Source organism: Enterovibrio coralii, assembly GCF_001559595.1.
GTDB lineage: Bacteria > Pseudomonadota > Gammaproteobacteria > Enterobacterales > Vibrionaceae > Enterovibrio > Enterovibrio coralii.
Window position 1 is genome coordinate 1 of the sequence record NZ_LNTY01000026.1, and the last position, 24,869, is coordinate 24,869.

The following is a 24,869-nucleotide window of genomic DNA, read 5'->3' on the forward strand; positions in this document are numbered from 1 at the left end:
ATAGCAACAAACATTGATACGATGGTGTTACCGTCGCAATCACAGAATTGCGTGCCCTGGTGGTGAAATTGGTAGACACAAGGGATTTAAAATCCTCGACGTTCGCGTCGTGCCGGTTCAAGTCCGGCCCGGGGCACCATCTATAAAGAAGCTCACAAGCGTTGGTTTGTGAGCTTTTTTTTGTGAATTTATTGAGTTTGTCTTGCTTTTCTGTATTTCTCCCCCAAAAAAGCCCACTGCTCTCTCATTTCTGTTGTGGTCGCATGCCTCCTTTGCTTTCAAGTTACGTAAATTTCTGGTCTTAAATTGGGTTGATATTTTTCATTGAGGTGGCAGAAATTCTATGCTGGCTTTTTATGCACTTCACTGAGTGTTTTTGTTCCAAGGTGCATGTGCTGTCTCATGTCTTTGTATTTTGAGAACGATTCATTCACCAACTTGGAGAGCTTTCTCACTGTTGGATTCGGATGCAAAAAGAACTCGCTCTTAGGTATGCTGTTGACCCGCCTTGCTACTGTATTTTGATAGCAATCGTAACCATTGAACATTGATGGGTTCATGCCATGTTGCTTTAGTTTGCTTTGATGTTATTCAGAATAATACTATGCGTACCTGCTGAGTGATGGATGGTCTTTGTGCGGGTGTGCTTGTTTTGAGTTACTAGTTAAAGTGCTTTCACAACATCTTTGGCCCTCATCTCTTTGCTCGGCTTATAGTGCAGTGTCTTTAGATAGTAAATGTTCGTCATTGGAGAGGGGGTGCGTCTCTCTTTCATGAGGTAACCAATGCTTGCTATGCGTGTTTTTTATTGGTTCTGAGGTTTTCTTTTCTCAGATAATCAAGCAGCCAGTCATACCCAAGCTCAGTGTCAGCTTTCTCGCAACTGCGGCTGAATAAGCTGATAGAGCTTGTGTATACCAATCTGAGGTATAAAGCCTGGCCAATGTAATGTCACGCTTGGCAAGCTGAAGAGGGTCTGTGGTCACTTGTTTATGTCGTTGATGTAGAGAATGAAAGGGGATGCTAAACGCTCGCTAGGCTAATGTTGGCATTACTTTCCTTCGCTCTTTGGCTTGCTACATCTTTCGGCTGAGTGCTATTTCGAGGTAAATGTCGTGCTCGTTTTTCAACAACTCTACCGTATCACCATAAATCGTATTCTTCGTTTCAGTATTGGCGACTTGGCGTTCAAGCAGTATTGTCTTTTGTGCAAGTATTTCGGTTGACTCGGACATAGGAGAGCACTCGTAAGGTAGAGGCTAATTTGACCTGTCATGTTTTGTGGCTATGGGTGCTTGAGCTTGTTGTGGGTTGGTTCGCCTATTTAAACTTATTGTGTGTAAATAAAGTGTTTCTAGTTTGTTTGGTTTCGTGCTTGGTTTTTATTCCTGTTCCATGGATGCTGCGGTGGGAGATGTAAGTTTATGTGGCTGCTTTGTGTGTGGGGGAGGGGATTGGCAGATCGTGAAGAAGATATGCATTAGTCGTAATCCATTGTATTAACATCAAGTAATACAACTGCTAAAGAGGCTGTGTGCTCCAATGTGAATGTTTGTTCTATATCGGATGAAGCCACTGAAGTAGTGGGCTGCTACTTGTTAAGTGCTATTGGTTTAGTGCTTGCTAAAAATAATAGGAGACAGTGCCGAGCAATTGAGTTGTTGTTGCCATATCATCTTTTTGGAATCCGGCTGTAGCGCCAAGATAAAGCCCTTTATAGGCTTCATACTCGGCCCCTATACTCAGGCTGCACCAACATGATTCTCCGACTTTTGGCCTGAAGTCACGGATATACTTGGGTGGGGAGTGGATATTTCGTGGTCAGTAAGCTGATTGTCTGCTTCTCTAGATGCTGAGCCAGTAATTTTGTATTGAGTGTATGTCAATCCTGCACCACACTTGAAGCGTAATTGGTCATTAAGTGCGTAAAAATAAACGGGCATTACAACAAGTTGTTTGGCCTTCAAGTCGGCATCCCATTCGTCTTCAATGACGATGCTTTGGGCGGCACTAACGAATTTACTGCGTGAAGAGTTGGCATCATATTGGTTGTAGCTCAACTCAAATCCGAAATTGTTATCAAAACGATATCCCAGAAGTCCTGAGAATGTAGAGTCAGAATTGTCTGGTGTGAGATTTGTGCCGTCACTGAATGAAACTGCGTTGTCTTGAGATACGTTGCTGATACCGTAGCCTAAAGATACGTATGGGGATGCTAGGGCTTGGGCGGAAAAAGTTGAGCCAATAATTAGTGCGATGGCTGAGTATGTTTTTTTCATTTTTAGAAGACTCTTTCTTGGGTTTATTATTGGGCGATACGAATGTTATCGACATCAATCATTGTATGGTTAAACTCTTTGTCAATTTGACCTTGGATAATCACTTTCGTTTTGTTTGTTACTTGTTGACCAAGCCATTTGTCATGGTCAATTTCCACATCGATAACACCAGTGGAATCTTTAAATGTATAAATTTCTCCTCCACGAGATTGAGTAATGAAGCCTGATAGAGATACGGGTTGGTCATCGCTAAACATACCAGTATCCAAAACCGCTTTAACTGTATCAATAGCGTTGACTGGGCCAGAGAAACCGCCTGTCGATGAGGCATTGATATTGTGGGCGAAGGCCCCAAAAGATAGAGATGAACTAAGAGCTAGGATAGCAGCGCAGAAATAAGTTTTCATATAACACCTTTTTATAATATCTCTCCATTGAGATGGCGGAATTTACCACTGAGGTTCCAAGTCGTCACTTTACATTTTTGTAAGCTTTATTTTTATTTAAATATATATTAACGGTTAAGGTTTGCGCAAAGTTGGTAAGAAAGTGCGCGTAACTGATCTTGAAAAAGAAAGTGAAATTGTGAGTCTTGCTGTTGCAGAAAACTGTATCCTTGATGGTTAGGTCGATTTATATTGATGATGTCATTTAGTGGGTTAAAACGAGCATTTCATCGTGACTTTATTGGCAGATTAAGTGACCCCTATTTTTTGCCTATTAAGTTTGGGTTGCCTAGCCTCCAATCCGGGCTGTTTTGCTTACCATATACTCTTTTCTACCAATCGCCTCATAAAATATCTGTCTAATGTTGCTTCGGTGTGGCTATGGTGTTTATCTAACTGTATTGGTTTAATACGAATAAATAACGTAGATTGGCCATTTGTAAAGAGACCTTTCATTTTTGTGTGAATGAGATGAGTGTATAGGAGGCGGCTATGGACAGCCCATATGAAAGAGAAAGCGCAAAAAGGATTGAGAGCTTTTATCTACGAACAACACCTGCGGTATCGGAAAGCGCGCAAGAATGTGCGTCTGAATTCCATGTCTTCAAAATAGATGTCTTCGAGCTGGAAACAGAAGAAAGCTATTCATTGTGGGTGTGTCCCAGCACCGTCTGCAAAGTGCAGGGTGACAGAGAGGTGTTAGGAGACTTTGAGAATCTGACGCTCTCGGATGTGACTATCTCCAACCCTTATCCTGATCGAAACGGTGACGAGGATATAGCGGGCTTTTGGTTAACAGAAAGATTCGCGACAGGACGTTTATCGTTTGGCCCTGCCGATTGGTTTGGCAACCTGATGCCGCATGAGCGTGGGCAAGGATTAGGGCGTTTCTGTACCAGTTTTTTGGTGAATCATTTCTTAAATCGAGGCTGTGCTCATCGTGCCGTCGAAACGCTGCAAGTTTATGACGACGAGAACTTCAAACTAAGGTGTGGATACTATCTGGCGTCAGGCTGGGAGATTGTCCCAAGTGAAGATATCTACTACCGCGCTATGTGTGCGTCGTTGTCGCAGCTAAAAACCTCTTACAACCACCAAAAAATCGATTACTTGCGAGACAGAGACTGGCAAATCGCAATCTCCCAATTCGAAAAGCCGTGCTGATGGTCAGCACGGCTTTTTCTATAAGATCCTGCTTTGCCATCGTTCTAGATATGTCTTGGATTAGACTCTGATCGGTAGTTTAAAATGTGTATGCGAATATTGTGTGGCAATATATGATGTTTGAATCAGCTTTAAAAACCTAATTGCCTCATCTGAATCTTCAAAAAGTGTCAGGTATCCGGCTGCCTAACCGCTAATTTTCTTTAGTGTTATAAGAAAGTAAAGTCTAAATATGATTGCAGTCCTGATTTGAATTGAAAGTATTGGTTAAATCAATGTGGAGCTTAGCGTCAAACTAAAAATGGAAGAAAGATTTTCATTGTCCGACTGGCTGCAATCAGATGGAAAACTAAAATTTAACAGTTTCTCAAGGGTAAGTAATTGCAAAGATTGTCCAGTGGATTTTTATATTCATATAATACTTCACCCTTGATAGATAGTTTACTTATGACTCTTCTTTCTCCTTTTTGGTTGCTCGAGAATTCTATAGAAGCCACTTGGTTATTATGTAAAATAGATTTTATTCTCTCGCAAAATCCATTGTCCAAATGACTAATAGTAAAAAAAACACCTTCATCACTCGCTAAGGAAAAAGTGGATGTCCAACGTCCATTCTTCACCTTAGAGATGCAGTAAGGTTCTGGTTTGGATATTTCGACATTGCTCAACGACATTTTGCTATATGGTAGGAAAAAGTACCAGAAGGTAAATGCTGCTAAGAAGATAGTAGTTAAGACGCTATAGTTTAATCTACTTAAACTATTCATGTTTAGAAACCTCGTTTGAAGAATACATTATTCCGACAGTACTTTCCGCATTGGAGAGACTCAAAACTTTTAAGAAAGAAGCAGCCCCTTTAATTGATGTATCTAACCCAAAATCTTGATTTGCTGCGAAACCAATCATTTCAAGATTATCAGGGGGTGTAGTTAATGCGATGGCTACATTGATGACTGCCGATTCGAAAGAATGTTTTGCCATGCCTGCCAGCTCTACCTCAATAGTATCTTGCTATGTCGCTTGGGCTAGGTTCGATAATATTTGTTTTGGTGAGAAAATAGGGACAGACGTTTTTTGAAAAATCGTAAGTTAGTCAGCTTCATGGTCCTATCGAAGTGGTTTCATACTGTTTCATTAAGCGTGAAATGACGTTCTGTTTACCGTATGTTGAAGTGACTCTATTCCGCGCTTGTCCTATTTGTGTTGATGTCACACCAACCTACCACTGAGTGTCGCGTTGTATGCTTCTTTGTCATAGCTAAAAACCTCTTACAACGACCAAAAATTCGATTCCGATTACTTTTATTTTTCTTGAATCCTTGAAGTGGAAGATAAGGACACCTTGTACTCACCTTACACATTCTTTGTGTTCTAAAGTTCTAGGTTAATAGATTGCCATATATTGAAACAATTCCTATTATTAACGCTTTTATGTTTTGTCTGCGAAAAATGAAGTATATTGAAGATGATATTGATAGAATCAGTATGGCTAAGTCTACAATGCCACTTAGTATGTACTTGTTTGGGTTGTTCAAAAATTCAGCTTTAAGTTTTTCACCTTCAACGTTCAAAATATCAGCTTCTTCGTTTGTTATGAAACCCTTTTTATCGAATTCATTAATTAGCTTAGTGTATTCACTATGCTTTGATTGTTGCGTGATAGTATAGTCTACTATGTTTGCCTTAAATGAGATAGTTAGAGTTAGGGCTATGAAGAATAAATATTTAGTCAACGTTTGAGAAAATTCTTTGCATATCAGAGAGAGCATAAATAGTCCTTGGATGTTAGGGTGTTTCCTGTTTGTCTACTTGTGGGTGTTTTAATTATTGAACCCGTTCTGATTGATGTTGATATGTTCATTGTGCGGTTAGTGTCTACTTTTCATGAATAAGAATCTCTGATGGGGAACCAATCATAACCATTTAGCGCAAATGCGGATCTTATCGACACAAAGAGTGCTATATAAGTGGAAACCTTAAATTTTGTTACACGAATATATTTACATATATTTAAAAAGGCAGTAAAGGTATATTGTGACTAAGATTGCTATGAACTTGATTTTGTTTTTGAATTCTTCTTTCATTTAATCTTGAAAGGTGATTTTATCATAAGATCTAATTAGAGAGTGAAGTATATGATAGTAAAGGGGGCCATATAAAAGAGCATAAGTTAGAGGTATTCCTTTTATCATCATGCTTCCAAATAAATCGTACATATGCAGTCCATAGAATAGCAGCATTAGAATGGTTGTTATTGGTATTGCGATTACTCGTCTAATATTGTCTACGTTTACTAAGTATTGAAAATACAAGGATAAAGCTATTGTAATCCCCAAAAATAAATCTTTATTGAAGCCAGTCTTTAAAATCACAGGAGTGGATAGGGCTGTAATTATTAGTATGGAGACTAAAGTGTGTATCTTCTGTAGTTTGTTCATCTCTTTGTCTTTACGTCCGAATCCCTTTAAAAGCAAATGCTTTTATTTCAGTAAGAAATGTCTAAATCTTAACCTATTTAGTCTATTTAAAAAACGGGCTATTATATCAGAGCCTATAAAATCTATAAGTAAAAAGGCCTAAGAAATGTTTATCTACAGGCCTTTTTTGTGCTTACTCAGGCATCGACACAAAATCGTCGGTAAAGTCGGTTTCCCAGAACTTATAACCTTGAAGAGTAGCTTGTGCTGCCGCTCCCCAAATCGCAGATTGGTAGATTTTTACGCCGTCGACATCAAATGACGCGTTCGCTGCGGCTTGGTCGCCTTGGTCATCTGCGCGGGCTGTTGCATCGGCTTTGGCTCCCGCATCCCAACCTGATGTTTCAAATCGCTTCATCGCCGCTTTGTCGTGAAAAGCATAAACAAAGGCCACTTTCTTAAAGCCAATGCCCAATCCTGCCCCGAGTGACGCAAAGCGGTAATATTTCGTTGAGCCAGCTTTGTGATAGGTACAGACACCGCCACCAGAAGATGCCGCAAAAATGTAACTGTCGCTGCCTGTGCAAACCAAATACGAATACGCCTTGTTGACGGCGGTTTTCGCCCCTGGGTGGTCTTTGTAAATTGCCTGAAGTGCTTCTTGGGTGTCTTTTCTTGCATTTGCTTTTTTTGCCGCTGGCGTATCGCCAGTCGCACAGCCCACAAGCAGCGAGGCGGCAAGTAATGACATGACTGCTTTTTTCATTTTCTTCACAATTCCATCAAATAATTCATATATTTCAATTGGATATATCTGTATTGCTGATCGTTTTATATACGACTGCTCAAATGTTGAGTAGTGGGTATGTACTGAAGTGTGGCGGTGATAAAAGTCTTTGGCGTGCTAATTTTGTGCGACGGTATCAAGATCAAAATTATGCTGTTTAGCATGGCGAAATGAGGCAGTGTTTTGCCTAACTTTTCGTCGTCTACTTGACGAAAATTTGGAAATGTAACAAACATTTAATCGTTTTATGTGATATTCATAAAATTCTGCTTGTAACTGAAAAACAGGCTATGTTAGGGTTTGCAACAATCTCAGGCATTGCGTTTCCTGAGACATACGCGACACAATGTTGAAGAAGTTGTTGTCGCAGGTAGGTATTGGAGAGTGGTTCTCCAATAGAAGGGCATTGATAGAGCTGTCTGACTCAAGGGGTCGGGGCATATTGAGGAACCCAACAGTGATCAAATCATATACTCACTTCAGCTTCGTCTTACCAAACTGCAGTATTATTACTGAGCCGTGATCAATTCGTTTCTCTGAGACGCACTCACCTTTTTACTGAGCTGTTCCCCCACGACCTGATCGTGATGCTTGGTGTAGTTGTATCTGCGTTCTCAAACACACTTTGTTTCCGTTAGTCAGCGCATGAGGCGTTGATACGGGTAATTCCCGATGTGGTAATCGGGGGTGTGCACCGTTCGCTCAAGCCATTACTTATCTTTTGTGCGCTTTCTCTTTGGAGATTGTGTGTTAGGGGTGTGTCTGTTTGAGCTTTAGGCGGTCGGTGGGACATGGAAGATCTAGAAAAATGATTAGCTTTAACACTGATTTTCAAGGGACAAAGGCAGCAAGCCCAATCCCTGTTTTACAAGGACTACACGATTTAACACCAGATGAATTGCTGCTCAGCCAAGAGCACTACGAGTCTGAAGTACGCTCTTATCCTCGCCGTTTACCTGTTGCCATTGCAAAGGCGTATGGTGCATTGGTAGAAGATAGCCGAGGCCAAGTCTATTTGGACTGTCTCGCGGGCGCGGGCACACTGGTGCTTGGTTATAACCATCCTGAGATCAATCAAGCCCTGATTGAGCAGCTCAACGCTGGTATCCCTTACCAAACGTTGGATATCACCACGCCTGCCAAAGATCACTTCATTCGTGAGTTGATGGCATTCCTTCCTCAAGACTTTGCAGAAAACGCCAAAGTGCAATTCTGTGGTCCTTCAGGTGCGGACGCCGTTGAAGCAGCAATCAAGCTTGCGAAGCAAACTACCGGACGAAACACCATTGCCGCTTTCCACGGTGCCTATCATGGTATGACCAATGGCACGATGGCAATGATGGGCAACCTCAACACCAAAGCGCGTCGACAAGGACTCATGTCTGACGTCCACTTCCTGCCTTTCCCGTATGACTTACGTTGTCCGTTCGGTCTTCAAGGCGAGCAGGGAGCGCGTCAGGGGCTTCGCTATATTGAACGCATGCTAGCCGATGACGAAAGCGGAGTACAAAAACCTGCAGCTATCATCGTTGAGCCAGTGCAAGGTGAAGGCGGTGTGATTCCAGCACCGGCATTCTGGCTTAAAGAACTGCGCAGAATTACTGAAGAACACGGCATTTTGCTGATCTTTGATGAAATTCAGTGCGGTATCGGCAAAACAGGTTCGAATTTCGCCTTTGAAGATGCAGGTATTCAACCTGACATTCTGTGTCTGTCGAAAGCGGTCGGCGGTGGCCTTCCGATGTCTTTGCTGGTGTTCAACAAAGACATCGATACTTGGCGTCCGGGTGAACATACCGGTACGTTCCGAGGCAACCAATTGGCGATGGTATCAGGTGCAAAAGCACTGGAGATCATCCGTCGAGATAGGTTAGCACAGCAAGCGCAAGTGACAGGCGATTACCTGCGACGTGGGCTTGAAAAAATCGCGGAGAAGACCCGTTGTATTGCTGATGTTCGCGGTAAAGGACTGATGCTGGGTGTCGAGATTTGTGACCCTGAAGGGAAGAAGAACAAGTTCGGCGAACCACTTTCTGCACCTGAATTGACCGTTGCGATCCAGCGTGCCGCGTTGGAGAGAGGGCTCATCATTGAGAAAGGTGGTCGTGAAGGTTCAGTATTGCGTTTTCTGCCGCCAATCATCATCACCTTCGAGCAAATCGACTTTGCACTTAAGGCGTTGGAAGAGGCGATTGATTCTTTGGTGGAACCAAAACCTGCCGTACAGCCATTGAATTCTATTCAGAACAGTTGGCGTGAGCACTTCATCCATGTGGGCAAGCAAGGTGCCGATGGTTTTGAAGCTGCGATGAACCAAAGCACGCAAGCATTGAAGAAAATCTTTGAGAGCACCGATTCGCCTTACAGTGGCTTGGACCCTATGGTGCTGCAATCTCAAATTCGCCGTGCGCAATTGGGTGAAAATCCACAGTCATTGTCTGATGTGATTGAAGAAACCAGCGAGCTAATCGGTAAAAACTCTATCATCGTTCAGCATCCTCACTGTATTGCCCATTTACATACCCCACCGATGTTGCCTGCTGTCGCGGCAGAAGCCTTTATCACCGCATTGAACCAATCTATGGATTCATGGGATCAGGCAAGTGCGGCAACCTTTATTGAACAGGAAGTGACGGATTGGCTTTGCAACCGCTTTGGCTTTGATGAAAACGCAGATGGTGTCTTCACCAGCGGCGGCACGCAAAGCAACCTAATGGGATTGCTGATGGCGCGTGACCACATCATCCATACCCTAAGCGGTGACAACGTTCAGAAAGATGGCCTGCCAGATTATGCGGATAAACTGCGCGTGATTTGCTCGAAGAATTCCCACTTCACCATGCAGAAATCTGCGTCTCTGCTGGGATTGGGTGAGCATGCGGTGGTGTGTGTGGATACCTACAGCGATGGCACCATCAGTGTTGAAGCGGCGGAAGACGCCATTTCATCTCTAAAAGCTGACGGTCTTATCCCGTTCGTTATTACAGGTACGGCCGGAACCACCGATCACGGTGCGGTTGATGACTTGGACGATGTTGCCGATCTGGCAAAAAAACACGGTATGTGGATGCACGTTGATGCGGCATACGGCGGCGCATTGAAGCTAAGCCGACACCATGCGCGTTTGGAAGGCATTGAACGCGCGGACTCCGTGACGATCGACTTCCACAAAATGTTCTTCCAGCCCATAAGCTGTGGTGCGGTGATCCTCAAAGATAAATCGCACTTCCGCTATATCCGCCACCATGCGGACTACCTCAATCGTGAAGAAGACGTGTTGCCAAATCTGGTTGATAAATCCATCGCCACGACTCGTCGATTTGATGCACTGAAAGTATGGATGACGTTGCAAAACGTTGGGCCGCAGGCCATGGGCTCTATGGTTGATCATTTGCTCAATCAAACCCAACTTGTTGCTGACATGATTAACCACCGCTCTCACTTCGAGCTGTTGGCAGCACCGTGTTTGTCGACCGTATTGTTCCGCTTTAAGGGGAATGAAAAAGGATGGGATCTGGATGCGCTAAACAAACAGATCCGCTTGGATGCGCTGGTGCAGGGCCGCGCCGTCGTCGGCGAGACGGTCGTTGACGGCAAGGTTGCACTGAAATTTACGCTGCTCAATCCGTGTTTGTCTTTGACCGACTTTGAGCAACTACTCACTGAACTAGAAGCGTTGGCGAACGATATCGTCAAACAGACTTCACTCTAATTGTTGTCGGTACTTCCGGCAGTTTTTGAAAGGAATTTGAAAATGGCAGTATTACAAATTGGTGCAGGTGGTGTTGGTTGGGTAATTGCGCATAAAGCCGCACAAAACAACGATGTGTTTGGTGACATCACACTCGCTTCACGCACAGTGAGTAAGTGTGAAGCGATCATCGCGTCTATCCATAAGCGCGAAAACCTCAAAGACACAACCAAGAAGCTAGAAGCGCGAGCAGTCGATGCAGATGACGTTGATGCGCTGGTGGCACTGATTAACGACGTGAAGCCTGACTTGGTGATTAATGCAGGTCCTCCTTGGGTAAACATGACCATTATGGAAGCGTGTTACCAAGCAAAAGTCTCTTACCTTGATACATCTGTGGCGGTTGATCTTTGCTCTGAAGGCCAGCAAGTGCCGCAAGCGTATGATTGGCAGTGGGGCTACCGTGAGAAGTTTGAGCAAGCTGGCATTACGGGCATTCTGGGTGCAGGTTTCGATCCGGGTGTTGTGAGCATTTTTGCCGCGTATGCGGTTAAGCACCTGTTTGATGAAATCGACACCATTGATGTGATGGACGTGAATGCAGGTGATCACGGCAAGAAGTTCGCGACCAACTTTGACCCAGAAACCAACATGCTGGAAATTCAGGGTGACTCTTTCTATTGGGAAGAGGGCGAATGGAAGCAAGTGGGTTGTCACACCCGCATGATGGAGTTCGATTTCCCACTCGTTGGTAAGCACAAAGTCTACTCGATGGCACACGACGAAGTGCGCTCCATGCAGGAGTTCATTCCTGCAAAACGCATTGAGTTCTGGATGGGCTTTGGCGACCGCTACCTCAACTACTTCAATTGTATGCGCGACATTGGCCTTTTGAGCCCAGACCCAATCACGCTGCAAGACGGTACTGTGGTTGAACCGCTGAAAGTACTTAAAGCACTGTTGCCAGATCCAACCTCATTGGCGCCGGGCTACACAGGTAAAACCTGTATCGGTACTTGGGTTCAGGGTAAGAAAGACGGCAAACAGCGTAGCGTGTTCGTTTACAACAATGCTGATCACGAAGTGGCGTATGAAGATGTGGAGCATCAAGCCATTGCTTACACCACAGGTGTGCCAGCCATTACTGCTGCGCTGCTTTACTTCAAGGGCGATTGGAACGGTAAAGGTGTGTTCAACATGGAACAGCTCGACCCAGATCCGTTCTTGGAGTTGATGCCATCAATCGGTTTGACCTGGGGCGTTGAAGAGCTGGAGCCAAGCGAGCCAGTGATCAATATCCTGAAGTAAGTGATGAATAAAGCCTGCGGTTACATGGGTTGCACGCAGGCTTTTGCGTATTTGGAAATTGAGAACTGACATGATCCCAACAGACTTAAAAACCCCATATTTTCTGATTGAAGAAGACAAGCTGATCGAAAACCTCGAAAAGGCAAAAAAACTTAAAGCACTATCTGGCGTTAAGCTGGTGCTGGCGTTGAAATGTTTTTCGACATGGGGTGTGTTCGACATCATCAAGCCGTATCTGGATGGAACAACCAGCAGCGGTCCGTTTGAAGTAAAACTGGGGCATGAGACCTTTGGCGGTGAGACCCACGCCTACAGTGTGGGCTATAGCGAAGACGACGTGCGCGAAGTGGCGGATATCTGCGACAAAATGATTTTTAATAGCCAATCTCAGCTAACGGCGTATCGCCATTTGGTAGAAGGTAAAGCGTCACTGGGCCTGAGATTAAACCCGGGTGTGAGTTATGCCGGGCAAGACTTGGCGAATCCAGCGCGTAAGTTTTCGCGATTGGGTGTTCATTCTGATCAAATTGACCCTGAGGTTTTCGCCTCTTTGAGCGGTGTCATGTTCCACATGAACTGTGAAAACAAAGACGTTGATGCATTCATTGGATTACTTGATGCGATTTCTGACAAGTTTGGCAGCTACCTCGACCAACTGGAGTGGGTAAGTTTGGGGGGCGGCGTATTCTTTACTTGGCCGGGTTATGACATCGAAAAGCTGGCGTTAGCTCTGAAAAACTTCAGTGAGAAACACGGCGTCCAACTGTATTTAGAGCCGGGTGAGGCAATTATTACCCAAACCACGGATTTGGTTGTGACCGTCGTCGATGTTGTTGAGAACGAGATGAAAACCGCGATTGTTGACAGTGCAACGGAAGCGCATCGACTCGATACGTTAATCTACAACGAACCTGCATCAATTGCGGAAGCCGTTGAGTCGGGAGAGCATACTTATGTCATTGGAAGCTGCTCTTGCTTGGCGGGCGATCAGTTCTGTGTTGCGAGCTTTGACAAGCCTCTTGAAATTGGGCAACGCCTTCACATCATGGACAGTGCGGGTTACACCATGGTGAAGCTCAATTGGTTTAATGGCCTGAGAATGCCATCTGTCTATTGCCGTCGAAGCAATGGCGACATTCAACTCCTCAACGAGTTCGATTATCAAGACTTTAAGCGCACCTTGTCACAATGGTCGGTTCAATAGCGTCTTAATCGGGGCGACAAAAGGGAGGGCTAAGGCTCTCTTTTTTGTTGTTATACGCTTATTTTTTGAAGCAAGTCAGCGAGTTGTAAGAACAGCTTTGTCCGAGACCTCGGAATCCTTTATAAAAGTAGCGTACGAAAATTAGACAAGGACAGGTGAGTTTGCATGGATGTGTTTCTCTTTATCATCGTCATTATTGCGGTAGGTGCGGGCACCAAAACTATCAAGAGTTATTTGGATTACAAAACGGCGTTGAGCGTATTTGAAACGAACCATAAAAAGCATGAGCGTGAGAGCATGATGAAAGAAATCAATGCTTTGAAAGCACGCATAGAGGTGCTGGAAAAGCTCGTAACAGATGAAGGCTACGAGCTAGATAAGAAAATTAAAGCCTTGTGAGAAAGAAGGCGGTCTAACGTTTTAAGTAGTCTTGCCGCTCTTCTTGGCTCAGTTTTTCAATCGCGTAGCGCAGCATAGTGCGGGGCATACGTTTTACATGCGTGTCCAAAAACGATTTCAGCAACGCGACATCTCTTTTCCCCAACTCCCTTAGCATCCAACCACACATCTTGTGTATCAAATCTTCCTTATCATCGAGAAGCTTTTCTGAAAGCTTCAATGTGTCTTCAAATTGATTGGCGCGGATAAAAGGGAAGGTCGCCATCACGGCAATTCTGCGTTCCCATAAAGAGGGCGACTCAGCGAGGCTGTAAAGAATGCTTCGGTCTTTGTTGATGAGATAGCCACCCACAATAATGTGTGCTGAGCAGTCTACGAGATCCCAGTTATTGATCCGTGCTGTGTGTGAAAGGTAGAAGTCATATAGCGTCTTTTGCTCGTCAGGCGTTGCTTTTTTAAATTGCTCGCTAAGAATCACTAACGCCAGTAGCCTGACTTCATGCCACTCACTCGCCAACAGTTCAGTGATTGTCGGCAAATTGGTTCGCTTAAACTGTTTAGCGAATTGGCGGACAACGGGTACCCTTATCCCAAGAAACTGATCCCCTTCGCCATACTCTCCCTGACCGGACTTAAAGAAACGCCCTGAGTGTTCGGCGATCTTGTTGTCGCCGGCTTGTTTCAGTGTTTGAACAATCGCTTCTGCTTGGGTCATTCTCGAAATCCAACCTTAGTGCTCAATGCATTTATTTGTGTGGTGAATGCTTTTTTAAATTCAAGATAAGCAACACGTTTCATTAAAAAGCAGCGTTCGCTTAGTTAATAAGTTTGTAACTAGCTGGTATATAAAGAAATAGATTCTCAATATTTTGCGTTTGGTCATATTTTAACATGGCAATAACAAGAGGTTTCTCGTAATTTCGACGCTTGCTAGACACTCTTACATTTCGCTGCGAAATAACTCTCAATCCCTTGGGCGATTGCCATTTATAGTGGTTAACGCTGCTTGCACCCCACGATGAACGGGTTTCATTGAACTGATATCAAATCATTTCTACCGTTTAGCGTACCCATTAAAACATAACGAGCACAGCAGCATCGATTGGCGGTAACAGACTGACAATCAAACCATTATTGATAAGGATATATACGATGAAACAGACGGTGCTGGCGAGTGCTATTTTTAGCGCGAGCTTCTTAGCGCATGGCGCAACCACTATGAACCCTCAGCCTGATCCTGAGAATGCAGGTGGCTACATTGTATCAAGGGTAGAGATACAAGCCGCTGAAGCCGCTCAGACGACCAATCCTATGTACGACATTTGGGCAAAGGCGTTAGAAACGCGCCCGAACACCATTGTCGACGCGATTGATGAAGGCTTGGCAACCAACCCTGAAAACGTAAAACGTGTAGAACGCGTGTTCCCGCGCGCGGATTGGGACTTCCTGACCAATATGGCGGCACCTGAATACACCTACACACGTTTCTTACAAGCGATTGGTAAGTTCCCTGCATTCTGTGGTGAGTACACAGACGGCCGCGACTCCGATGCTATCTGTAAGAAATCCATCATCACTGCATTTGCACACTTCGCACAGGAAACAGGCGGACACATCGCTGTCGACAATGTTTCAGATAACCCATTGGGCTTGGAAGAATGGCAACAAGCGCTGGTGCACGTTCGTGAGATGGGCTGGTCTGAAGGGCAAGAAGGCTACACAACGGGCTGTGGTCAAAATGATTGGCAAAACAAACGTTGGCCATGTGCAGCAGGTCAGGGTTACTTCGGACGAGGCGCAAAACAGCTTTCTTACCACTTTAACTATGGTGCTTTCTCTGAAGTCATGTATGGCGGCGATGCCACTAAGTTGCTGAATGAACCGGGCTTGGTTGCAGACTCTTGGTTGAATTTGGCTTCTGCTATTTGGTTCTTCTTAACGCCACAAGCACCAAAACCTGCAATGCTCCACGTTATCGACCGCACTTGGGTACCCTCTCAGCGTGAATTAGATGCGGGCATTGGCTATGGCTTTGGTACCACCATCAATATCATCAACGGCGGTATTGAGTGTGGTGAGCAGAATAAAGACAAAGGTCAGCCAGTAAACCGTATCCGTTACTGGGAAGGGTTGGCGGCACACTTTGATATTCCAATTGAAGCAGATGAAGTGAATACCTGTTGGCAGCAAACGCCATTTGGTAGCCTAAACCTGCAAGGGGCAACCGATGTGTTGTACACCAACTGGGATGGTAACTGGAAATACTATGCAGACCGTCCTGGCGGTTACTCATTCGAGTGTGAGCTCGTTGGCTTCCAAACTGCTTACTCTGCGTTGGTTGAAGGTGACTACGAGAAGTGTGTAGCGAACTTCTACGGCTCTCACGCAGGCTGGCCAGAAGTTCGTGTTGTCGACAAGATTGACGGTGGTGATACGGGAGGCGGAGATCCAGTAGACCCAAATGCTTGGGATGCTAACAAGGTATACAACACTGGTGATCGCGTTGTCGTAAACGGTGTGACTTATGAAGCGAAGTATTGGAACCAAGGTGTAGATCCTGTTACTTCCGGTGAGTGGGGTGCATGGAAGGTTGTTAGCGGCACCGCCGCTCCAACACCTGAGCCTACACCAGAGCCAACGCCAACACCGGATCCTGAGCCGACACCAACCCCGACGCCAGATCCAACTCCTGAACCAACGCCGGACCCAGTCCCAGGTAATTCAACATGGGATGCAACAGCCGCGTATCAAGGTGGTGATCAGGTAATTATTGATGGTGTGACGTATCAGGCCAAATATTGGACGCAAGGTGATGGCCCAACAGCGAGCGGTGCTTGGGGCCCTTGGCAAATAATCTAAGAAAATTTTCGTTAAAAAGGTCGCGATTTATCGCGGCCTTTTCTTTTATCTGATGAAAAAGAGCGATTTTGAAGAAAGAAAACTGGTTTTAGGGTGAGAGTTTTTTGATTTATATTCAATTAAAACAATAGGTTGAAGGTTTTTGATGTAAGCGAAATGAGGGAGAAAAACGGTTTTTCGAGGATGTATTCTGACTAAAGGTATCACAAAAAAATTTTGAATATCAGTCTTGTTAATAAAATTTCTGTTCCTATAATGCTGAAAACCGGAGCGTCTGCCAACGCTCCGGTTTTTTTGTGCCTGCTCATTGGTGAACTTTTAAGCTGCCTGCCAGCAGCTACGCTCATGAGCAATGTCCGAATAGGGCAACGTCTTATATTGAAAGGAAAAGACACATGCGTATCGAACAAGACTTGAAGTTGGGTTTCAAAGATGTACTGTTTCGCCCGAAACGTTCTAACCTAAAAAGCCGTTCTCAAGTTGAATTAACCCGCGAGTTTACATTTAAACACAGCGGTCGTCAATGGTCTGGTGTTCCTGTTATCGCAGCAAACATGGATTCAGTAGGTTCTTTCAATATGGCGAAAGCACTGGCTGAAAACGGTTGTATGACTGCTATTCACAAGCACTACACAGTTGAAGACTGGGCGGCGTTTGTAGCTGAGTCTGAAGCTAACGTTCTGAACAATGTAATGGTTTCTACCGGTACTTCAGAAGCTGACTTCGTGAAGACCCAACAAATCATGGCACTGTCTGATGAACTGATCTTCATCTGTATCGATATTGCTAACGGTTACTCTGAGCACCTGGTTGAGTACGTAGAAAAAGTACGTGCAGCATTCCCAGACAAAGTAATCAGCGCAGGTAACGTTGTTACTGGTGACATGGTTGAAGAGCTGATCCTGGCTGGTGCGGACATCGTTAAAGTAGGTATCGGTCCTGGTTCTGTATGTACTACTCGCGTTAAGACTGGTGTTGGTTACCCACAACTGTCTGCAATCATCGAGTGTGCTGATGCAGCGCATGGTCTGGGCGGTCGTATCATCGGTGACGGTGGTTGTGCATGTGCTGGTGACGTTGCAAAAGCGTTCGGTGGCGGTGCTGACTTCGTAATGCTTGGCGGTATGCTGGCTGGCCACGAAGAGAGCGGCGGCGAAGTGATTGAGCAAGACGGTAAAACCTTCATGAAGTTCTACGGTATGTCTTCTCAAAGCGCGATGGACAAGCACTCAGGCGGTGTTGCTAAGTACCGTGCGGCTGAAGGTAAAACTGTACTGCTGCCATACCGTGGCACTGTTCACAACACCATTGCTGACATCCTGGGCGGCGTTCGTTCTACTTGTACTTACGTTGGCGCAGCGAAGCTGAAAGAACTGACTAAGCGTACAACGTTTATCCGCGTTCAAGAGCAAGAGAACAACGTGTTCGGTAAAGAATAAGTCTTTACGAGAATTTGAAATGTTGAAACAACCATAAGTTGGTTGTTTCAACATGAAAAAAACGCCACCTTTGGGTGGCGTTTTTTTATAAGCAAAACTCTTTATGTTAAAACATCGAGGCTTTGTGAAAAGTGAAAGAGGATAGAATTCAAAGCTGAAGCCAACTGATTAATTTGCTATTTATTTCAGAGTCTTATGTATGTTTATCTAATTAGTTGAACCCTAGGACACGAACTGCATCCGTGTTCAGTTCAATCAGTTGTCCCTCAACAACATGCCCAATTAGATCTAGAGTGACGTTATCGTTTTCGAGCATCTCGAAATCGTAGTCTGACGCGAGTGGGGTGGCAATTCGCTCAGACGTATATGCAATTTCCTCTCCAGTGTTACCATCTAAAACGATTAGTTGTAGAGAAGAGTAGATCGAGGTCTTTTCGATACCCAACATCGATCTATTAAAAAGTCCATAGCCTTCTAAGACCGCGGATGTGCCATATATAAAATCGTCTGTATATACATCTTTAATAACTATAATGATGTCAGCACTTAGTTCGTTCCCAACATCCGAAACTAACTCTTTCTGTGAGCTTATATCCCAAACCGGGGTGTTGAATAAATTATCAACATTCTTCATTCGACCTAGTATGGATTTGTCTTTTACTTCGATAACACGGTACCGACCAGTTTTTTCTAAGGAATTAGTGGTAATTGATGTGGTTAAATCTACTACATCATGATTTGGTAAACTCAACTTGGCTTGAGCGTTTTGAAATATTGTTGTTCCAATTAGTATGGCAGTCGCTTGAGTATCCAGCATGTTTACGATTGCAACTGTTGCGCCATCGTAAGATCTGCTGACCTTTATGTTTTCTGTAGTGGCACAGCCAGTTAATAGAACTGAAATACAAAAAGCAAAAATGTAATTCTTCATTTGCAAGTTATTCCATTATGTGTCTAGAGAGAATGTTGAAATTTACTTAATAAAAATTAAATTAGAATTCTAATTATTTTTATGTGGGAGAAATTAATTTATATATTTAGTGCAACAGGTAAATGTAAAAGTTACTTGTCTAACGCCTTATACTAGATGGAGCGAATTGAAAGCAATAAATTATTTCAGTTTAAGATGTTGTCTTTAGGTGCCATTAGCTCAATCACTACTAGTATACTTTTAATTTCGGCATGACCGAAGCAGGGTTGTGTCCTGTCCAGCGTCTAAATGCGCGGCTGAAAGCACTTGGGTCGGAGTAACCCAGTTGAAAAGCAACTGCCGTGACGCTCTCATTCCCGCTCAACAAAAGCTCAAGGGCTATTTGTTTCTTAAATTGTTCTACCAGTTGTTTGAACGTTACGCCTTCTGCCCCTAACTTTCGAGATAGCGAACGCTCGCTCATGTTTAGGTGTTTTGCGATGTTCGGTAATGAAAGTTGCTCAACGGGCAATGCCGGCATTTGCTCAACAACCCGTTGTGATACCAGATCTTCCTTTGTGCGGGTTAACTCACTTTCAACCAATACCGTCATGGCGTGATACATAGCTGGGTTTGCATACCTGTTTGCTCTTTGTAGCAACGAGCCAGGGATAAACAGGCGGCGGACAGGGTGACCTTTGGTGATGTTGCAGTTAGAAAGGCTCGCGAGTTCCGCAATGGCTTTTTCGCCCACTTGAAACTGCATAATGCCGAGCTCAAAAGGCAGTGAGTCATCACCGAGTGCTTCTCTGACCAATCGGATGATCAGGGCAAAAAAATACACTTGGCTGACTGCCGATATATTGCCTTGAGCCTCGACATCTTCATGATCCAAAAACCACAGTTCCGCATCTCCATTGGTTTGTTGTGCAAAGTGCAGTTTCAACATGGGGTTGATGAGCGAGAAGCCACGCTCCAGCGTCGCGAGTGCGTCTTGTAACGTTGGCGCAGATTGAAAAGCGACAGCTACCGCACCCAAATCCAGCAAAGGAATGGCGTTCGCCGCGTCAAAAAGAGGTGAGAAGCTCTGTGCTTTTTCGTAGCTCTCAGCAATATAGGTTTCTAAATCGCGAAGAGACACCTTTTGGTCTGATGCCGTTGGTGACTCAGAACCCGCAAAAGTATCGGGCGAGAGTGCCCGATACCAATATGACGGCAAGATAGGAAATGACTTTTCGGTAGTTATCATCGCTTACACATGAATCGGTGCTTTTTTGTGTGCCCAAGGTCGGGCTTGTTCAAGTTGATATGCCAACTCAAACAATAACCTATCATTCCCACGAGCTGCTGAAAAATGGCTACCAACAGGTATCCTGTCGGGCGTCCAATATAGCGGGACAGACATGGCGGGGTTACCGGCCACATTTTCCACTGGGGTGTATGACATGAGTTTTTCAGAACGCTCCCAAATCGTCGCGCCACTGTTTTTCTTTTGGTCGAAATAGGCTAAATCGGGTGCAATCATTGAGCACACTGGCGTTAACCAAATGTCGATGTTTTCAAAAAACGCTCGGTTATGTTTGAGTGCAAATGCGTGACACTTTGCCACCGAGTCGGGATAAAGGTTTGGGTTGGCTTTAACACGCTTCTGCATTTCTCTCGCCAGGTAAGTGACGCTATCACTGACTTTGTCTGGCATTGACTCTAGCGGTTTTCCCATGCCATCAAACATGTCTGCAAACGCTGCCATTTTATTGCCAAATACACCCATGTAGTCCCAATAAAATGACGCGCTGTCATTGACTGGGTGTCTGACTTCAACCACGTCATGGCCTAGGTCGTTAAGTAGTTTGACCGTGGAATAGAAAGCCTTACGGGTTTCGGTGTCTGGCTTGGCACCAAAAACATCTTCGAGGGTGACGGCTATTCTGAGTTTTCGACGAAGCGGCTCAGTCACAAAACCGGTTGCCGTTCTGGCAAACGGGGTATCAAATCCATCTTTGGTGTGATTTTCCGTCAGCGATACTGCAAGTGCCGTGTCCCTGACTGAGCGAGACATAAAGGATTGGTGTGTGAAATCTTCTTTTGTCGAACCATTAGCAAGGCCGGTGATGAGTTGATCACGGCTCGGTTTAAAACCAAAAATGCCACAGGCCGAGGCCGGCATGCGTGATGAACCGCCACCATCGGTAGAGTGAATAAGCGGGACATACCCAGCGGCGACGGCTGCAGCACCGCCACCGGTGGATGCGTGAACACTCTTGCTTAAATTCCAAGGGTTTCTTGTCGCGCCATAAAGCGGGTTTTGCGTGCAACCCAGGGTCATCATTTCCGGAATATTGCTCATACCGATATTGATGAGGCCTGCGTTTTCAGAAGCGCGAACGAACCAAGAGGTTTTCTCGGGTTTTCTGCCCTTGTTCAAAACTGAACCGTTCGTGCTTTCCACGCCTTTTACATCGACGCAGTCTTTCACGAGAAATGGCACACCTGCAAACGGCGAGTTGACGTTAATGGTCTCTGCTCGCCGGAGTGCTTCATCAAAACAGGTTGCAACAACCGTATTCACTTGATGGTTCGTTTTTTGGATTTTATAGATGGCTTCTTGAACCAGTTCTTTTGGCGAAACCTTCTTCGCACGAACAAGTTCTGCCATTGCAATGCCGTCCAGCGGTGCTTCTGGAGATAAAACACTTGTAGCCAAGCTCTTCTTTGGGTCGGCTTTGACGAGTGGTGATGTGAGCACTGCGGCTGATGCTGCGCTTGCACCTAATGCTTTAAAGAAATCTCTTCTTTTCAAGTTAGTTACCTCCATCTGTGGGCATGGAGATAGTGTATTGAAAAACACGGTGTCATAAATGATAGCTGCTGCCAATCACCATACATTTTACGCCAAAATTGGTCGTGACTCGCAAAGCGTGATGTTACGGCGAAGGGTGGGGATATGAGGTTGTGAGTTTATTCTGTGTCGACAAAGCGCGGCCCTGCTGAGCCGCGCAGTGAAGTTCTATTTAATGCGTTATACAAAATCAAAAATGTCGGTAGTGACATGGTCCGCATCAAACTGTTTGAGGGTGATGGTGGTGTTGTCTCCCTTAAACGTCAGCACGGTCGCTGCACCGACTTGTTTTGCGTTGATCTGATTGATGTTTGATACCAGAGAACTGTCTATCTCCAGAGTGTCTTGATGTCGATTAAAGTCTTGAATGATGTCCTGACCGTCGTGGTCACGGAACACAAACACATCTTTACCTGTGCCGCCAATGAGATAGTCATTGCCGTTGTTTCCCACGATACGATCATTGCCATCTTGTCCGCCAATTTTGTCATTGCCAATGCCGCCAATGACATGGTCATGACCTTCACCACCCCAGAGTGTGTCATTTCCCGTGCCGCCACTGACGACATCATTCCCTTCGCCGCCGCGAGCAACATCATTGCCGTGACCGCCATTGATTGTATCGTTGCCTTCATTACCGCTAATGTTGTCGTTGCCTAGGCCGCCAAAGATATCATCGTCACCATGACTGCCTCTTAACGTGTCATCGCCATAGCCGCCAGCAATATGGTCATCACCACGTGCACCGCCGAAATTGTCATTGCCTGACCCACCGTGGAAATAGTCATCACCATCACCACCGTCACCATAATCGTTGCCTAGTCCACCTAGAATGAAGTCGTCACCATCGCCACCCCAGATGCCGTCATTACCCGTTCCGCCGACAATATGGTCTTCGCCCGCGCCGCCTTTGATGATGTCATTGCCATTACCACCTTTAATGTCATCATTCCCGTTTCCACCCAGCAGCATGTCATCGCCGTTTTCTCCGGCAATGATGTCGTCACCATTGCCGCCTTCAACGGTGTCATTGTCATCACCAGCCCAAAGATCGTCGTTCCCGTCGCCGCCAATCAGGTGATCATCCCCCGTGAAGCCTTCCAACAGATCGTTACCGGCTCCACCATGCATATAATCGTTGCCAGCCTGACCAAAGAGGGTGTCATTACCGTCTTCTCCAAACATGCGGTCGTTGCCGTCGCCCCCTAGCAATGTGTCATTGCCCGTGCCGCCGTATTGGAGATCGTTTCCTGCTTCACCCCAAAGGTAGTCGTCGCCGGCATCACCGATTTGTTTATCGTTTCCGTTTCCGCCCCAGAGGATGTCGTTGCCATCACCGCCTTCTAAGCGGTCATTGCCTTCATCACCAAACAGAATGTCATTACCCAGACCGCCATAAAGGTAATCGATGCCATTGCCGCCAATAAGACGGTCAAAACCCGCGCCACCGTAGAGGGTGTCATTGCCATCTTGGCCGAATAATATGTCGTCGCCGATACCGCCATACAGTAAGTCGATACCAATGCCGCCTTCTAAGCGGTCGTTACCCTCGTCACCGTAGAGGGTGTCGTTGCCAAAACCGCCGCGCAAATGGTCGTCGCCTTCGCCACCCCGAAGTTCGTCGTCATGGTCTCCGCCAATAACGGTGTCGTTTCCTGCACCGCCATCTGCGAAATCAACGTCACCATCGGCCTGAATAAAGTCGTCACCATCATAGCCATAAATCTCATCCATCCCTGGCGTCCCAATTAAGATGTCGTTGCCGTTTGTTCCGTGAATTACATTTGCCATTGTTATGTCCCTTGTCCTTGCTGACCTAAACACGCCAAAAACCGGATGAGCGCGCTAAAAATTGAGACCCAACTATGACAGTGGGCTATTCACGGTCTTGTCTCAGAGCTGACGCTGGCCATTCCCTATATAAGCGGAAGCTAAAACTGGGTGCGGAAAAAGTATGACAAGTGCTTTCTTGCCGTTTGGGGTTGATGAAGGGGGACTGATTTCCCTTCACCAGTTGTGGGTAATGGTTGAGGATTTCTGCGTTTTTCTTTGGGCGGCTTAATGCTTTAACACAATGAGCAATCAAACCCCGCGAATGCCGTGAGTATGAAAATGGAATGAAATGGTGATTCACGCACTGGATTAGCGATATTCATTGCGTTTCAACGTGAGAAAAGAAATGCTGCTGTTAAGTTCGTGAGACATCGAGGCTCTCAACATAAACCGCATTCTCTTTGGCATTGCGGTGTGTTTCGCGTTAACGTTCAATCTAGCGTGAATGTGAAACCGAGAATGTAAGGTTGGCGTATCAGGGAGAGCGCATGGCGGAATGTGAACAGCTCATACAAACATTAAAACAACAGCTTAAGCAGAGAGGCTTGCAGTATCAGGACATTGCGAAGGTACTCGACCTCAGTGAAGGCTCAGTCAAACGTCTGTTTGCGAACGGCGGCAGCATTAGTCTTGAACGCCTGTCTGCCATCTGTGAAGCGATAGGGCTGGAGATGGCAGAACTGTTTAAGCTCGCATCAGAAAACACCAAGCATTTAACTCAGCTCACGCGCCAGCAGGAAGAAGAATTGGTGGCGGATAAAGCACTGCTTCTGGTGGCGGTTTGTATCACCAATGGCTACAAATTCGAGCAAATCTTGGCGCAGTATAATCTCTCTGAACATATGCTCATTCAAAAACTGGCGCACCTTGACCGCTTGAATGTGATTGAGTTGCAGCCCGGTAATCGCATCAAACTGAAAATCTCACCGTCTTTTCACTGGATTGCTGGTGGTCCCATTCAGCAGTTTTTCCAACAGCAAGTGATTCGCACCTTCTTCAAAACCCATTTTTCGGGGGATGATGAAAAGCTTGTGATGTCGACAGGTTTGATGTCTTTGCCTTCAAACCACAAGTTTCAACAGAAAATTCAACGCTTGGTGGCAGAGTTTTACGATGCCTGTAACAGCGACAGCGACCTTACCATGCAGCAGCGACACGGCACCTCGATGGTGATCGCCATGCGCCGCTGGACCTTTCCTCTCTTTGATGAGTTTGAAGAGGAAAACGACGCGCACACCGTGCAATAGTCTCAACATACATGACGTGGCGTATCAAGATACGCCACTTTTTTCTC

19 protein-coding genes and 1 tRNA gene are annotated in these 24,869 nt (G+C 45.4%); 9 read left to right on the forward strand and 11 right to left on the reverse strand.

Translation table 11 applies throughout. The features are described 5' to 3' along the window. Positions 1-53 precede the first annotated feature (53 nt). Positions 54-139: transfer RNA gene (locus ATN88_RS08450), tRNA-Leu, on the forward strand. 691 nt (positions 140-830) lie between these two features. Here the strand turns inward: ATN88_RS08450 and ATN88_RS25790 are convergent. The 4 genes from ATN88_RS25790 to ATN88_RS08460 form a co-directional block, all read right to left on the reverse strand. Beyond that, complete coding sequence (locus tag ATN88_RS25790; RefSeq protein ID WP_157490687.1) at positions 831-986, reverse strand: hypothetical protein; 156 nt, start codon at positions 984-986, stop codon at positions 831-833. Between the two features lie 90 nt (positions 987-1,076). Next, entirely contained in the window at positions 1,077-1,235 is a 159-nt protein-coding gene (locus tag ATN88_RS25795; protein ID WP_157490688.1) for a hypothetical protein, read from the reverse strand. A gap of 507 nt (positions 1,236-1,742) precedes the next feature. Further along, positions 1,743-2,279 (reverse strand): AcfA family outer membrane beta-barrel protein, encoded by a 537-nt coding sequence (locus ATN88_RS08455; protein ID WP_067414138.1) that lies wholly within the window; start codon positions 2,277-2,279, stop codon positions 1,743-1,745. A gap of 26 nt (positions 2,280-2,305) precedes the next feature. Further along, on the reverse strand, positions 2,306-2,686 hold the full coding sequence (locus ATN88_RS08460) for a YgiW/YdeI family stress tolerance OB fold protein (RefSeq protein ID WP_067414141.1): 381 nt from the start codon (positions 2,684-2,686) through the stop codon (positions 2,306-2,308). A 531-nt stretch (positions 2,687-3,217) separates the two neighbouring features. On the opposite strand from ATN88_RS08460, the gene ATN88_RS08465 reads away from it, so the two are divergent. Beyond that, a complete protein-coding gene (locus ATN88_RS08465; RefSeq protein ID WP_067414145.1) occupies positions 3,218-3,889 on the forward strand; it encodes an N-acetyltransferase in 672 nt (223 codons plus the stop codon). A gap of 759 nt (positions 3,890-4,648) precedes the next feature. On the opposite strand, the gene ATN88_RS08470 is transcribed toward ATN88_RS08465, so the two are convergent. Further along, complete coding sequence (locus ATN88_RS08470) at positions 4,649-4,870, reverse strand: hypothetical protein (RefSeq protein WP_067414148.1); 222 nt, start codon at positions 4,868-4,870, stop codon at positions 4,649-4,651. Positions 4,871-6,499: 1,629 nt separating this feature from the next. Beyond that, positions 6,500-7,072 carry a lipid-binding SYLF domain-containing protein gene (locus ATN88_RS08485; protein WP_067414156.1) on the reverse strand — a complete coding sequence of 191 codons (573 nt, stop codon included), beginning with the start codon at positions 7,070-7,072 and terminating at the stop codon, positions 6,500-6,502. 829 nt (positions 7,073-7,901) lie between these two features. Here ATN88_RS08485 and ATN88_RS08490 point away from each other — a divergent pair. The 4 genes from ATN88_RS08490 to ATN88_RS08505 all read left to right on the forward strand — a co-directional run bounded on the left by ATN88_RS08490 (position 7,902) and on the right by ATN88_RS08505 (position 13,695). Beyond that, positions 7,902-10,805 (forward strand): pyridoxal phosphate-dependent class III aminotransferase, encoded by a 2,904-nt coding sequence (locus tag ATN88_RS08490; protein ID WP_067414160.1) that lies wholly within the window; start codon positions 7,902-7,904, stop codon positions 10,803-10,805. A 42-nt stretch (positions 10,806-10,847) separates the two neighbouring features. Then, positions 10,848-12,092 carry a carboxynorspermidine synthase gene (locus tag ATN88_RS08495; protein ID WP_067414163.1) on the forward strand — a complete coding sequence of 415 codons (1,245 nt, stop codon included), beginning with the start codon at positions 10,848-10,850 and terminating at the stop codon, positions 12,090-12,092. Positions 12,093-12,162: 70 nt separating this feature from the next. Then, on the forward strand, positions 12,163-13,296 hold the full coding sequence (gene nspC, locus ATN88_RS08500; RefSeq protein WP_067414166.1) for a carboxynorspermidine decarboxylase: 1,134 nt from the start codon (positions 12,163-12,165) through the stop codon (positions 13,294-13,296). Between the two features lie 165 nt (positions 13,297-13,461). Then, positions 13,462-13,695 (forward strand): hypothetical protein, encoded by a 234-nt coding sequence (locus ATN88_RS08505; RefSeq protein ID WP_067414170.1) that lies wholly within the window; start codon positions 13,462-13,464, stop codon positions 13,693-13,695. Positions 13,696-13,708: 13 nt separating this feature from the next. On the opposite strand, the gene ATN88_RS08510 is transcribed toward ATN88_RS08505, so the two are convergent. Continuing rightward, on the reverse strand, positions 13,709-14,410 hold the full coding sequence (locus ATN88_RS08510) for a DNA alkylation repair protein (RefSeq protein WP_067414173.1): 702 nt from the start codon (positions 14,408-14,410) through the stop codon (positions 13,709-13,711). A gap of 437 nt (positions 14,411-14,847) precedes the next feature. Here ATN88_RS08510 and ATN88_RS08515 point away from each other — a divergent pair, with 437 nt between their 5' ends. Both ATN88_RS08515 and ATN88_RS08520 read left to right on the forward strand, forming a co-directional pair. Next, positions 14,848-16,554, forward strand: coding sequence for a chitinase (locus ATN88_RS08515; protein ID WP_067414176.1), 1,707 nt, complete (start codon positions 14,848-14,850; stop codon positions 16,552-16,554). A 395-nt stretch (positions 16,555-16,949) separates the two neighbouring features. After that, entirely contained in the window at positions 16,950-17,993 is a 1,044-nt protein-coding gene (locus ATN88_RS08520; RefSeq protein WP_067414180.1) for a GMP reductase, read from the forward strand. Positions 17,994-18,204: 211 nt separating this feature from the next. On the opposite strand, the gene ATN88_RS08525 is transcribed toward ATN88_RS08520, so the two are convergent. The 4 genes from ATN88_RS08525 to ATN88_RS08540 all read right to left on the reverse strand — a co-directional run bounded on the left by ATN88_RS08525 (position 18,205) and on the right by ATN88_RS08540 (position 23,533). Then, a complete protein-coding gene (locus tag ATN88_RS08525) occupies positions 18,205-18,924 on the reverse strand; it encodes a hypothetical protein (protein WP_067414185.1) in 720 nt (239 codons plus the stop codon). Positions 18,925-19,153: 229 nt separating this feature from the next. Beyond that, positions 19,154-20,152 (reverse strand): AraC family transcriptional regulator, encoded by a 999-nt coding sequence (locus ATN88_RS08530; protein WP_067414188.1) that lies wholly within the window; start codon positions 20,150-20,152, stop codon positions 19,154-19,156. Positions 20,153-20,155: 3 nt separating this feature from the next. Next, a complete protein-coding gene (locus tag ATN88_RS08535; RefSeq protein ID WP_067414237.1) occupies positions 20,156-21,718 on the reverse strand; it encodes an amidase in 1,563 nt (520 codons plus the stop codon). A 204-nt stretch (positions 21,719-21,922) separates the two neighbouring features. Then, entirely contained in the window at positions 21,923-23,533 is a 1,611-nt protein-coding gene (locus ATN88_RS08540) for a calcium-binding protein (RefSeq protein ID WP_067414191.1), read from the reverse strand. A 530-nt stretch (positions 23,534-24,063) separates the two neighbouring features. Here ATN88_RS08540 and ATN88_RS08545 point away from each other — a divergent pair. Beyond that, the gene (locus ATN88_RS08545; RefSeq protein WP_067414195.1) at positions 24,064-24,822 is read left to right on the forward strand and encodes a helix-turn-helix domain-containing protein; all 759 of its coding nucleotides are present in this window, start codon (positions 24,064-24,066) and stop codon (positions 24,820-24,822) included. Positions 24,823-24,869 lie beyond the last annotated feature (47 nt).